Source organism: Iodobacter violaceini, from assembly GCF_011601265.1.
In the GTDB taxonomy this organism is placed as follows: domain Bacteria; phylum Pseudomonadota; class Gammaproteobacteria; order Burkholderiales; family Chitinibacteraceae; genus Iodobacter; species Iodobacter violaceini.
Genome location: NZ_JAAOLX010000009.1, coordinates 99,370 through 111,965, shown reverse-complemented (window position 1 = coordinate 111,965; position 12,596 = coordinate 99,370). Strand labels below are relative to the sequence as shown.

At 49.3% G+C, this 12,596-nt stretch carries 10 protein-coding genes; 5 read left to right on the top strand and 5 right to left on the bottom strand.

All coding sequences use genetic code 11. The annotated features are described in order from the left end of the window. Positions 1-181 precede the first annotated feature (181 nt). Positions 182-1,015, top strand: coding sequence for an S-formylglutathione hydrolase (gene fghA / locus HA050_RS17015; RefSeq protein WP_166828900.1), 834 nt, complete (start codon positions 182-184; stop codon positions 1,013-1,015). 550 nt (positions 1,016-1,565) lie between these two features. On the opposite strand, the gene HA050_RS17010 is transcribed toward fghA, so the two are convergent. The 3 genes from HA050_RS17010 to ppa form a co-directional block, all read right to left on the bottom strand. Further along, positions 1,566-2,015: a hypothetical protein gene (locus HA050_RS17010; protein ID WP_166828782.1), complete on the bottom strand. Its 450-nt coding sequence runs from the start codon at positions 2,013-2,015 to the stop codon at positions 1,566-1,568. A 549-nt stretch (positions 2,016-2,564) separates the two neighbouring features. Beyond that, positions 2,565-3,332 carry a hypothetical protein gene (locus HA050_RS17005; protein WP_166828779.1) on the bottom strand — a complete coding sequence of 256 codons (768 nt, stop codon included), beginning with the start codon at positions 3,330-3,332 and terminating at the stop codon, positions 2,565-2,567. A gap of 187 nt (positions 3,333-3,519) precedes the next feature. After that, entirely contained in the window at positions 3,520-4,047 is a 528-nt protein-coding gene (gene ppa, locus HA050_RS17000) for an inorganic diphosphatase (protein WP_099397856.1), read from the bottom strand. A gap of 261 nt (positions 4,048-4,308) precedes the next feature. On the opposite strand from ppa, the gene HA050_RS16995 reads away from it, so the two are divergent. After that, positions 4,309-6,990, top strand: a complete 2,682-nt coding sequence (locus tag HA050_RS16995; protein WP_166828776.1) for a bifunctional acetate--CoA ligase family protein/GNAT family N-acetyltransferase — start codon at positions 4,309-4,311, stop codon at positions 6,988-6,990. 517 nt (positions 6,991-7,507) lie between these two features. Beyond that, positions 7,508-7,807 (top strand): YkgJ family cysteine cluster protein, encoded by a 300-nt coding sequence (locus HA050_RS16990; protein ID WP_166828773.1) that lies wholly within the window; start codon positions 7,508-7,510, stop codon positions 7,805-7,807. 39 nt (positions 7,808-7,846) lie between these two features. Here the strand turns inward: HA050_RS16990 and HA050_RS16985 are convergent, their stop codons facing one another. Then, complete coding sequence (locus HA050_RS16985) at positions 7,847-8,425, bottom strand: TMEM175 family protein (protein ID WP_166828770.1); 579 nt, start codon at positions 8,423-8,425, stop codon at positions 7,847-7,849. Between the two features lie 244 nt (positions 8,426-8,669). Here HA050_RS16985 and ahpC point away from each other — a divergent pair, with 244 nt between their 5' ends. Both ahpC and ahpF read left to right on the top strand, forming a co-directional pair. Further along, entirely contained in the window at positions 8,670-9,233 is a 564-nt protein-coding gene (ahpC, locus tag HA050_RS16980) for an alkyl hydroperoxide reductase subunit C (protein ID WP_166828767.1), read from the top strand. Between the two features lie 122 nt (positions 9,234-9,355). Next, positions 9,356-10,900 carry an alkyl hydroperoxide reductase subunit F gene (gene ahpF / locus HA050_RS16975; protein ID WP_166828764.1) on the top strand — a complete coding sequence of 515 codons (1,545 nt, stop codon included), beginning with the start codon at positions 9,356-9,358 and terminating at the stop codon, positions 10,898-10,900. A 162-nt stretch (positions 10,901-11,062) separates the two neighbouring features. Here ahpF and HA050_RS16970 read toward each other — a convergent pair whose 3' ends face one another. After that, positions 11,063-12,394: a lytic polysaccharide monooxygenase gene (locus HA050_RS16970; protein WP_166828761.1), complete on the bottom strand. Its 1,332-nt coding sequence runs from the start codon at positions 12,392-12,394 to the stop codon at positions 11,063-11,065. Positions 12,395-12,596: the final 202 nt, after the last annotated feature.

The window sequence follows — 12,596 nt, the reverse complement described above, 5'->3', positions numbered from 1 at the left end:
ATAAAAATCCTAAGGTCTGTAGTCACAAAGAACGGGGAGAGCACAGAGCACACAGAGGAAAACGAAAGAATTTAGAGTTGCTTTTTCTTAAAGGTTTTCTTGGTGTTTTTTTTTGTGTTCTCTGTTTCTACAGATCTGTTTTAAGGTTTTTTGTCTATAGATCCAAAGGATACTCATGTCTCTGGAACTGATTAGCAGTAACCGCAGTTTTGGTGGCTGGCATAAACGTTATAAGCACCATTCGAGCAGCAATGATTGCGAAATGACCTTTGCCATCTATTTGCCACCGCAGACGTCAGAAGGCAAAAAGGTGCCGGTGCTTTACTGGCTGTCTGGCCTGACCTGCAATGACGAAAACTTTGCCACCAAAGCCGGTGCCCAGCGCGTGGCCGCAGAGTTGGGCATAGCGCTGGTCATGCCAGACACCAGCCCACGCGGCAGCGATGTGGCCGATGCGGGCCGCTATGATCTGGGCCAGGGGGCAGGGTTTTATGTCAATGCCACAGAGGCCCCGTGGCAGGCGCATTACCAGATGTACGATTATGTGGTTAGCGAATTACCCGCCTTAATCGAGGCGCATTTTCCGGTGACCCAGCATAAATCCATCAGCGGGCACTCCATGGGCGGCCATGGCGCTTTGATGATCGCCCTGAAAAACCCGCAGGCCTACCAATCCGCCTCGGCCTTTGCCCCCATTGTCAACCCGGCGCAAGTGCCATGGGGGGAGCTGGCGTTTAGCGAATATCTGGGCGATGACAGAAGCAAATGGCTAGCTTATGACAGCTGCCATTTAATGCGCGAAGCCAAGCAGATGCTGCCCATCCTGATCGACCAGGGCGATCAGGACAGCTTTATGCCGCTGCAATTGCAGCCGCAGGCCTTGGAGCAAATTGCGCTAGCCCGGCAATGGCCATTTACCTTGAATATTCAATTGGGCTACGACCATAGCTATTACTTTATTGCCAGCTTTATTGAAGCGCATTTGCGTTTTCATGCACAGCATTTGGTCTTGTAATTAGGCATTTAAAGTATTTCAACCAAAGTGCAATTGAATATTTAGTAATTTATTTAAGGCCGGTGCCAGTTAATGCTGCACCGGTTTTTTTATTTGCGAGCAGTTTAATATTTATCGATTTGGAAATGTTTTAAGGCAAGACCCAACACCGCCAATGCCTTAAGAACTCCGCTCTCTGCATAGGGCTTAAATCCCCCTTGAAACACGCCGAACTAGGAATAAGTAGCTCGGGGTTTCGGAAAAGGGGTAGCGAGGCATCGAGCGCGCAGCCTTTTCCGCCGAGCTGCTTATCCGCAGAGAGGGGCTTTCGTGTTTCGTGGGGCGGCCTTCTTTCGCTTCCTTTCTTGGGCGTTCAAGAAAGGAAGGCCCCGCGGTGGCTAACCGCACCAAAATCACTGTGCCGAAGGCACTAAATATAAAAGCCGGTGCGGAATTAACCTGCACCGGCTTTGTATGGGCATAGCCGTTGTTGGAGATAAACTAAAACTATTTGTTGTTAAATATGTTAATGCAAGACCTGATACCGGATTTCCACGAAGGCGATGCCGGTTCAAGGCATGTCTTTGTTAGAAGAAGTGTTTTCTACTAGCCCCATTCTTTCTTGATTTCTGTATAAAAATAGTGCAAACAGCCAAGTAAAAAAAATTGGAATTATTGTTATAAAAATCAAACCCAGTGCTATAGAAGAAGCAATGCCTATTATTATGCCAATTTTCACTGTGCGCCTTTTTATTTTAAATTGCAATGCCCAACTGAAGGACAAGATAAAAAGGATAATCCAAGCTATAAGGCCAATAAGAATAATGACAATATATATTGACTGTGCAGCTACTGATGACCCAAGTAGTGAATTGGGAATTGATAGTCCGTATGGGATTGATACCGCTGTGGCGAAATAGGTAGCAAAAAATAGAGACAATGCAATTGATATGCTGGCGATTAACCTTAATATTTTTAAGGCTGGTCGCATTAGTGCGTTTTTAGGTGTAAATAAATCCATTAATATTTAATTCCATAATTAGGCAAATCGCAGCTAGTTTGGTGCTGAGCATAGCTAAGCCCAACTATAGCTGAAACATACATAGCCGGCGTCGGTAAATTGCGCGCCGGATTATGTATTTAGTGCCTTCGGCACAGTGATTTTGGTGCGGTTGGCCACCGCGGGGGCCTTCCTTTCTTGAACGGCCAAGAAAGGAAGCGAAGCCGCAACCTCAAAAACACGAAGGCCCCTCTCTGCGGATAAGCAACTCGGCGGAAAAGGCTGCTCGCTCGCTGCCTCGCTACCCCTTTTCCGAAACCCCGAGCTACTTATTCCTCGTTCGGCGTGTTTCAAGGGGGGTTTAAGCCCTATGCAAAGAGCGGGGTTCTTACTATTAAGTAGTAGGAGGGCCAAACATTGCGATTCAATTGTTTGAATAAACTAAAACTGTTTGTTGTCAAATGTGTTAATGCAAGACCTGATTCCGGATTCACTGGTCTTTAATAAAAATAATTAGTAATAAACTTCTGCTTTCGACCCAAAGCGGAATTGTATCTTCGAAGCGCAAAGTTATTGAACACGCCCCTTCATTGCTAGTTCAGCATATGATTTAAGACTAGTTGGTATAAAAACTATGCTTTTAAGCTTGGATGCAATCAGAGTTTCGATTCTGTCCTCGCTTACGCCATACAAATGTCCTAGTCCATGAAGTGCACTTTCCACGCAAGCGGGATTGGCCAAGCTCAGGCATTCTTCAAGAACATCAATCATTGTGTCGTATAGCAGCTGCTTGTTTTTTCTGTCACCTAAATATGCAATTGGGGAGACATCCCACAACATATAGCAGATTTGGTTTAAAGAATTGTCCGTCGTTTCACTTAGGTGCCCCAAGACTTTTGCGCACCGTACATCAAAGCAATCGCAGTAAAGGCAGTAGATAGACTTAATCAAGCGCAAGCGACTCTCCAATGAAACGGAGTCACTTATAAGGCTGAAAGCAATATCAGAATAGGAATTGTTAAAAACAAATTCCAAAGCTGAGCTTATTTTTTCATTTGAATAACTAGCAAACTCCCGCCCACAATTTTCAAGCATGTATGTAGCCAAATCCACTAGCTCTGCATCTGTGGCGTCAAATGTAGAGATTTCGGATTCAGCATCTAAGCTCCAAAACGAACTGGCTGAAAAAGAAAAGATATAGTTCATCCATTCTTGATAACGAGCGGGTGGCTCTTTGGGCGCTGTAGATGCTCTTTTTCTTTTTTTCACGTTAAATCTCTCTAGAACCTGAGCAATACAAATCGGTGTCTGCTTCTGGCCGGCTGCGGCCTGTGGCATAGTTTAAACCCTTCAATCAAAGTGAGCTGTAATCCAAGTTTGGCTGTGGCTAAATTGGTAAGCTGGGTGGCGAGGTTTGATGAGTTTTGGGGGAGAAATTGAATAAGATTTTGCACATAAAAAAACGGCGGAAAAATCCGCCGTTTTTTTATGCTACATCGGGCTTCTGCCCTTTGCCAGAGATGAATTACTTCTGTGCGCGATCGTAGCTTTCCATGATCTCTGCGTGGGCGGCGGCTTTGTCGCCCCAGCCAGTGATTTTTACCCACTTGCCTTTTTCCAGATCTTTATAGTGCTCGAAGTAGTGTTTTACTTGAGCCAACAGCAGTTCTGGCAGGTCTTCCAGTTTCTGGATGTGTGCGTACATGGCACATACTTTTTCTACGGGTACGGCAATCACTTTTGCGTCCATGCCGGCTTCGTCTTCCATGCCCAATACGCCGATTGCGCGGCATTTGATCACCATGCCCGGCAGCAATGGAAATGGAGTGTGAACCAGCACATCCACAGGATCGCCATCCATAGACAGGGTGTGCGGCACAAAGCCGTAGTTCATTGGGTAGGACATCGATGTGCCAACAAAACGATCGACGATAATCGCGCCTGATGCTTTGTCGAATTCGTATTTGATTGGGGGTGCGTTAGCAGGGATTTCGATAATGACATTGAAATCGTTTGGTAAATCTTTGCCTGCGGCAATTTTGCTGATGTCCATTGGATGATTCCATAGTTTCAATTGAGAACGGCGGCAATTATAAGGCTTGCAGCGGGTGCATGCACCTTTGCTTGCAGGTATTTTGCGTGCCTTATCCTGGGCAAAAGTTTTTAAGCCTTTCTTATGATAAAGCGCAAAAGGAAGGCCCGCATGTGCTGGCATAAAGGTGAGTGAGAATTTGCCTGATAAAAGTAATACCTACACTGCAGTAAGCACATTGCCGGTATACACTAGGGGTCAGCCTTTTATGATCTGTCAGCCATGAAACCACACTATCTTTCTCCTCTGTTTGATCCCCGCTCTGTGGCGGTGGTGGGTGCGTCTGAAACGCCTGGCGCGGTAGGTACTACCGTGTTTGCCAATTTGCTGGATGGCGGTTACACGGGGAAATTATTCCCGGTTAATTTGCATCACGAGCAGGTGCAGGGCGTTGCAGCATTTAAATCCTTAGCCAGGCTGCCGATGGTGGTGGATTTAGTCATTATCACTACCCCCGCCAAAACGCTGATGGATTTAATTGAGGAAAGCGGCAGAAGGGGTATTAAAGCCGCCGTGATCATGTCTTGCGATTTTGTGGGGACAGATAAAAAAAGCCAGATTCTGCTGGAAAAAATCATGGAGCGGGCCCGGCATTATGGCTTGCGGATTATTGGCCCTACTGTTTTTGGCTTGTGCCGTGTCAGCGCTAAATTAATGGCGGGTAATTATCAGGGCAAGTTAAAAAATGGCAGCATGGCGCTGGTATCACAATCCTCATCGATTACCTCGGCGATTTTAGACTGGGCCGAATCGCACGATGTGGGCTTTTCTTCTGTGGTGTCTTTAGGCTCGGCCGTCGATGTGGATGTGGGCGAGGTACTGGATTATCTGGTGGCCGACCCTAAAACCCAGAGCATTTTGCTGTATATCGAAGACCTGCACGAGGCACGCACCTTTATGTCGGCCGTGCGGGCTGCGGCGCGCTCCAAACCGGTGATGGCGCTGAAAGTAGGGCGCTATAACGATGCTTCTGCCGCGCATGGCCGTACTCATTCAGAGCGGCTGATCGGCCGTGATGATGTATTTGATGCCGCGCTTAAACGGGCCGGGGTGTTGCGTTTACGCTCAATAAATCAGCTGTTTACGGCTGCAAAAGTATTAAATGGCACGTTTAAAACCAAGGGCCGCCGTCTGGCTATCGTAACTAACGGCATTGGGGCCGGGATGATGGCGGTAGACCGGGCGCGTGATTTACATGTGCAGCTGCCAGAGCTTTCTTCCGCCACTGTGGCCTGGCTGGCTAAAAATCTGCCCGCACAAGCCAGCCGTAATAATCCGGTCGATATCCTGGGGGACGCCTCGCCGGAGCGATTCAAACTGGTGGTCGAGGCCGTACTGGCCGACCCAAATATTGATGGCGTGCTGGTGGTGTTTACCCCGCAGGCAGGCACCGATCATTTACGTACTGCCGAAGCGATGATTGCGCTGAAAAAAACCAGCGATAAGCCACTGCTGATGGCGTGGATAGGTGGTAAAAAAGTTGATGCCAGCCGCAAGCTGCTGGTGAAGGCAGGCTGTGCCAGCTTTTCTGCGCCTGAGCACGCTGTAGAAGTGTTTTATTCTTTAGCCGCATGGCAGCATAACCAGCAGCTTTTATTGCAAACCCCTGCACCGCTGGGTGAGTGGGAAGCGCCGGATATGGAAACGGCGCATATGGTGATTGATAAAGTGCTGGCCGATGGCCGCAGCCTGCTGGATGAAATTGAATCAAAAGCGATTCTAAGAGCGTTTCATATTCCCGTTGCCATGACGGTACGTGCCAATAGCGCCGATGATGCAGTGAATGCTGCCATGGGCATGGGACTGCCGGTGGTGCTGAAAATAGACGCCGTCGATTTGATGCATAAAACCGATATCGACGGCGTAGTGCTTAATTTAAACAGCCTGATTGCAGTGGCCAGCGAAGCCAATAAAATGCTCAGTCGTGCCCACGATAAGCTGGGTGTTGATCGCGTGCGCGGCCTGACAGTGCAACCTATGCACGGCAAAAAGCACGCCAGGGAGCTGATGGTAGGGGTGGTCAACGATTCTGCCTTTGGCCCGGTGATTAGCTTTGGTGCTGGTGGAATTGCTGTAGAAGTTTTCAACGATCTTGCGGTATCTCTGCCGCCCTTAAATGATTATCTGGCCGAGCATTTAATCCGCCGCACGCGGATTAAAAAAATGCTGGCATCGTTCAGAAACCAGCCCGCTGTGAATATTGAGGCGGTTAAAAATGTGCTGCTGCGCGTGTCTGAAATGGTTTGCGAGCTGCCACAGATTAAGCAATTGGATATCAACCCGCTGATCAGCGATGAAAACGGCGTGATTGCGGTAGATGCCAGCATTATCGTGGCTGCAGTCGACTCTAAAGCGGGCCGTTATGCGCATATGGCGATTCATCCCTATCCATCGCATTTAATGCAGCTTACCCAGCTCAAAACCGGTATGCCTATGATTTTGCGTCCGATCCGCCCGGAGGACGCAGACTTGCTGATTCAGTTTGTCAGCCGCCTGTCTGATGAGACGCGCTACAACCGCTATATGAGCGTGCTTAAGTCGCTGCCACAAAGCCTGCTGGCGCGCTTTACCCATCTGGATTACGCACGGGAAATGGCCATTGCCGCCACGGTGCAGGCAGGCCAGGGCGAGCAAATTATCGGCGTGGCCCGTTATACTGCCAATCCCGATAAAGACAGCTGTGAATTTGCCGTGGTGATTGATGATGCCTGGCAAGGCAAGGGCCTTGGCAACCGCCTGATGGAAGCCCTCTTCACCGCCGCCCGCGATATGGGCTTATCGACCATCGAAGGCGAAGTGCTGACCAGCAATAAAACCATGCTGGCCTTTATGAAGCACCTTGGCTTCACGATTCAGACTCACCCGGAAGACAATGGGCTGAAGTGGGTGGTGAAGGAGTTGTAGCAAAACCCAAGTCTTAAAACACAGAGGGCACAGAGAACACGGAGTTTCACGGAGAAAAGCAGGCATTGAATTAAGCTATTTTCTTTGGATCTTAGGCATTATCAAATTGACTAACCTTGGCTTTCATCACGCTTAGTCGCACGGGGCTTAAATCTCCCCTGAAGCACGCCGAAACGAGGAACAAGCGGGGCGGGGTTTCGGCGAGGATGTTTGAGCGAGCGAAGCGAGTGAGTCCCGCAGCCGCCGTCTCGATTGTCCGCAGTGAGGGGCCTTCGTGCTGTTCGGGGCGGCCTTCTTTGCTTCCTTTCTTGGCCGTTCAAGAAAGGGAGTCCCATGCGGGGGACTCCCGCATCTAAATCAACGTGCCGAAGGCACTAGTAAAAATGATCTTTTTGACTTTGTTTGGTGCGCTGGAGCGAAATCCGCCGAACTTATAATCTCACAACAAGTCAGGCGGGTTTCACCCGCTCTGCAAATGATGCAATCCCTATAAAACACCGCACAATTGAGTAACTTTATGTCCTCCGCCGTATCCTGTAGTACCTGTAAAGCCTGTTGTTGCCAGCTGGAAGTGATGCTGATTGCCGGGGATGATGATGTGCCGCCGGAGTATGTTGAGAAGGATGCATGGGGCGGCGAGATTATGCACAGGCTGGAGGATGGCTGGTGCGCGGCGCTGGATCGCCGCAGCATGATGTGTACGATCTATGAGCAAAGACCGTGGATTTGCCGGGATTATCAGGAGGGAGATTTTGATTGCATGGAGCAAAGAAAGCGCATCCCCGTCCTGACTGCCCGCTGGCAGCTCAATCAATAAGCGCGCTTTCGCTAAAGAAAACCAGTCTAAAACCTGCCTCTATTCGTGATGCAGGTTTTTTTCAATTCGCTGATCCGGAATAAACCAGATCACGGCCACTGCAATATATAGACTAATCGCTATCCATACATTCAGAAAGGCAAGCGGGATGGCGAGCAGATACATCAGCATCGATATTTTTCCTTTGCGGTCTTCGCCAAAAGCGATGGCCAGCTCGGATTGATTGCCGTGAATTTTAATCAGAAAGTGGGCCAGTATTGGCCAGGCCACGCTGGCCATAAAAAGTATAAAGCCATACAGGGCGACTGCTTGTGGGGCGAAGTGGCTTTCCTGCATCCATGCGGTGGTAACCGGAATTAAAGACAGCCAGAAAAGTAAGTGCAAATTGGCCCACAAAACGGGGCCGTTTATTTTGTGCACGATATGCAGCATATGATGATGATTATTCCAGTAAATCCCCACCATGATAAAACTGAATACATAGCCCAGAAAAATAGGAATCATCGGCAAGAGCACATGGGCATCTTCCCCGTGCGGTACTTTAAGCTCCAAAACCATGATGGTGATAATAATAGCGATCACCCCGTCACTAAATGCTTCCAAACGCGTTTTGCCCATTCTTGCTGCTCATTTAAGTTGTTTTTTCCATTCTAGCTGAATCAGGCCGGGCTTTCTCAACCGCCATTTTCAGCACGCTTGTGCGTGTTGCAGAGACGCTCTTGCCATGATATATGAATAGATTTTGTGTATAGCAATTTTCAATGCGCAAGATTTAAACTATCAATTAGACCTGAGAGAAGCGGGGGATTAAGATGACTTCACTGCTTCACAAACAACACTTTCTCTACTCAGGAGTTACACCATGTCATTGATTAACAGCGAAATTAAACCATTCAAAGTAAACGCATTCCACGCAGGTAAATTTACTTCCGTGACCGAAGCTGATCTGAAAGGCAAGTGGTCGGTAGTGTTTTTCTACCCGGCTGACTTTACTTTCGTTTGCCCTACCGAATTAGGCGATCTGGCTGATTTTTACCCGGAATTCCAAAAAATGGGCGTAGAGGTTTACTCGGTTTCTACCGATACCCAGTTCACCCACAAGGCCTGGCACGATACATCAGATACCATCAAAAAGATTAACTACCCGATGCTGGCAGACCCTACCGGCACACTGACCCGCAATTTTGATGTGATGATCGAAGAAGAAGGCCTGGCACTGCGCGGCACTTTCCTGATCAACCCGGAAGGCCAAATCAAGCTGTGCGAAATCCACGATAACGGTATTGGCCGCTCTGCAGCTGAGCTGATGCGCAAAGTGCAAGCCGCTCAATACATTGCCAAGCACCCAGGCGAAGTTTGCCCGGCTAAATGGCAGCCAGGTGCAGAAACACTGGCACCGTCGCTTGATTTAGTTGGCAAGATTTAATGAGTTAATTAAATGCGTGGGGCGGTTTTCAACCGCCCTGCGATGATCGCTTTTATTGCAAAAGCACTTTTTAAACTGGCGCCAGGCGCTTTTTCAATAAAAACTATTTCGGAGAATTCATCATGCTTGAAGCCAATATCAAAACTCAACTTGCTGCTTATTTAGAAAAACTGCAATTCCCGATCGAGCTGATTGCCTCTGTGGACGAAAGCGCCGCTGCTCAGGAAATGCAAAGCTTATTGCAAGAAATTACCGAGCTTTCAGACAAAATCACTCTGCGTTTTGCTGATGCCGCACTCAAGCCTTCATTCGGGATTGCCCGTGTTGGCGAGGAAGCCCGCGTGCGTTTCGCCGGGATTCCGATGGGGCATGAGTTTACTTCTCTGGTATTGGGCCTGCTGCAAGTCGGTGGCCATCCGCCCAAGATTGAAGCCGCGCTGATCGAGCAAATTAAGGCTTTGCCGGGCGAGCTGCGCTTTGAAACCTTTATCTCGCTCACCTGCCAAAACTGCCCGGAAGTGGTGCAATCGCTTAATTTAATGGCGGTGCTTAATCCTAAAATCAGCCATGTGATGATTGATGGTGCCTTGTATCAGGATGAAGTGAACGCAAGGCAAATTATGGCCGTGCCTTCGGTGTATCTGAATGGCGAAGCTTTTGGCCAGGGCCGCATGGGCATTGAAGAAATCGTGGCTAAGCTGGATACCGGCCTGGTTGAGCGTCAAGCCGAGGCGATCTCCAACAAGGATCAGTTTGATTTACTGGTGATTGGTGGCGGGCCAGCTGGCGCGGCAGCGGCGGTGTATGCGGCACGTAAAGGCATCCGCACCGGGGTGGTGGCCGAGCGATTTGGTGGCCAGGTGCTGGACACCATGAGTATCGAAAACTTTATCTCGGTGCAGGAAACCGAAGGGCCTAAGCTGGTTACCGCACTGGAGCAGCACGTTAAGCAATACGATGTGGATATTATGAATCTGCAACGCGCCGAAGCGCTGAGCCTGGATGAAAACGGCATCAGCCAGATTCGCCTTGCCAGTGGTGCAACCTTAAAGAGTAAGTCGGTGATTATTGCGACCGGTGCACGCTGGCGCGAAATGAATGTGCCGGGTGAAAAAGAATACCGTGGCCGGGGTGTGGCCTATTGCCCGCATTGCGATGGCCCGCTGTTTAAAGGCAAACGCGTGGCCGTGGTGGGCGGGGGCAATTCTGGCGTAGAAGCTGCGATTGATCTGGCCGGGATTGTGGAACACGTGACCCTGCTGGAGTTTGGTGCAGAGCTGCGTGCCGATGCGGTATTACAGAAAAAGCTCTACAGCCTGCCCAATGTGGTGGTGATCAAGCAAGCGCAAACTACGGAAGTGTTGGGCGATGGGCAGAAGGTCAGCGGCCTGCAATATACCGATCGCCAGAGCGGTGAATCGCATCAGGTCGATCTGGCCGGGATTTTTGTGCAAATCGGCTTGCTGCCCAATACCGACTGGCTGAAAGGCACGCTGGGTTTAAGCAAACATGGCGAGATTGAAGTGGATAACCGTGGCCAGACCTCCTTACCGGGTGTATTTGCCGCAGGCGATGTAACCACCGTGCCCTTTAAGCAAATCGTGATTGCCATGGGCGATGGTGCAAAAGCTTCTCTTGGTGCATTTGATCATTTGATGCGTAGTTAAAGCTAAGCATCTTTCAAAAAACAGCCGCGAAGACCTGTGGGTTTTCGCGGCTGTTTGTCATTATTTCTACTACTCATAAGCAAGCAATGCATCATGTTCAGGGGGGCTGAAACCGCCAGATTTAAGTCTTAAAAGCTTGTAAACAGCTGGCCCTGACAAGATTTACTTCTTGCAAGCCCCTAAGTCTTGCCACACGCCCCACTGGCCACTTTTTGCTGGCTCTTCACCGACGGTCCACCATTTGTTTTGGTAGTTATGCAGGTTCTGGCTGACCTTCGTGTTGACCGTGGCATAGGTGCTGCCTGCCTTCCAATCAGGTGCGCAGCTTGTTGATGGTGGCGGAGTGGGTACTGGTGTTGGAACCGGGGTTGGAACAGGTGTTGGTACTGGCGTAGGAACCGGGGTTGGCACTGGTGTTGGTACCGGTGTAGGAACCGGGGTTGGCACTGGTGTTGGTACCGGTGTAGGAACCGGGGTTGGTACTGGCGTCGGTACAGGTGTAGGAACCGGAGTCGGAACAGGTGTCGGCGTTGGTGTTGGCACAATCACGCCGCCAATATCTACCTTAAAGCTGTATTCCCCATTGTTTCTGACATACACACGGTTGTCTTGTACTGATTTAACCGGGGATATGCTGCCGTTGCCCGCCAGTACACCCACGCTGATATAGCGTGAGTTGATATTTACTTTTTGGGCAAGATAGAAAGGCCAGTTAGCAGCCAGAGATGTATTTTCACCGGTTTGGCTATCGTAGCCAGTGGTGACCGAGAAGCTTTCCACATCACGGCCATCTTTATCAAACAGGCGGAAAGTCACCTTGGTATCTGCTTTTAAATCCTGCTGAGCGCGGATTTGGCCCAGCTCTTTATAGGTGGAGAGGTTGCCAGAGAAATTGACATCAGAGCAGGAGTAAAACGCCTCATCACTGTCGCTGCGCTGCCACACATTATAAATAATATGCACGCCGGTTTTTTTGGGCAGCGGGCAAGTGAGTTTGTACTTTTTATCCACCGCTGCGGTATTACCAAGCGTACAAAACGGGGTGTCTTCCAGATCAGACCAAGCCAAAGGCTTATTTGGATTCCAGCCATCTTTGGTAATAAAAAATTGCCAGTTGCGGGTTTGGTGCGCGGCGGGGGCCGTGTAAATGAAATCAAATTGCCCATTGGCATTAGGCGCAATGGGGGTGACCGGCCAGTCAGTACGGGCCAGGTTCATCCCTGCATAATTTGATTTTCCCCCGGCGCAAAGCTGGCCATCCGGTACAAAAGCTTTGTGATTACCATTGGGCAGCTGATTTACACCAGACCAGTCGTAAAGCATTTGCGGGCCGGAGAGCGCCACTGCGGCCTGGCAGGCTGCCGTTTTGGGGTTTTCAGGGCCTTCATTAAAGCAGCTTAAAATACGGCTGATTGGCACTTCCATGGTGCCATGGGCACTGGCAAGCGGGGCCAGCAGGCTGGCCAGCAGGGCGGGCAGAGCATATTTATTCATTGTTTTCTCATCCATTGTTTATAAGGGTTATGGTTTTTGATCTGCGCCAAATAACCATAATCAGCTTATTGAAAGACATGAGAAAACTCAATTGGGGTTTTGTGGTTAAAATACTTATGTTTAATTACAAGTGTCGTTTGTTTTGTATCTGCCTGAGTAGAAAACAAGCCTGCTGAATGAAGAGTAAGCAGTATGGCTTCAG

Bases quoted from the DNA above. Each gene is read 5' to 3' on its own strand.
- ppa (WP_099397856.1), bottom strand. From the start codon at position 4,047: ATGGACATCAGCAAAATTGCCGCAGGCAAAGATTTACCAAACGATTTC.
- HA050_RS16985 (WP_166828770.1), bottom strand. From the start codon at position 8,425: ATGGGCAAAACGCGTTTGGAAGCATTTAGTGACGGGGTGATCGCTATT.
- ahpF (WP_166828764.1), top strand. From the start codon at position 9,356: ATGCTTGAAGCCAATATCAAAACTCAACTTGCTGCTTATTTAGAAAAA.
- HA050_RS16970 (WP_166828761.1), bottom strand. From the start codon at position 12,394: ATGAATAAATATGCTCTGCCCGCCCTGCTGGCCAGCCTGCTGGCCCCG.
- HA050_RS17010 (WP_166828782.1), bottom strand. From the start codon at position 2,015: ATGGATTTATTTACACCTAAAAACGCACTAATGCGACCAGCCTTAAAA.
- HA050_RS16995 (WP_166828776.1), top strand. From the start codon at position 4,309: ATGAAACCACACTATCTTTCTCCTCTGTTTGATCCCCGCTCTGTGGCG.
- HA050_RS17005 (WP_166828779.1), bottom strand. From the start codon at position 3,332: ATGCCACAGGCCGCAGCCGGCCAGAAGCAGACACCGATTTGTATTGCT.
- HA050_RS16990 (WP_166828773.1), top strand. From the start codon at position 7,508: ATGTCCTCCGCCGTATCCTGTAGTACCTGTAAAGCCTGTTGTTGCCAG.
- ahpC (WP_166828767.1), top strand. From the start codon at position 8,670: ATGTCATTGATTAACAGCGAAATTAAACCATTCAAAGTAAACGCATTC.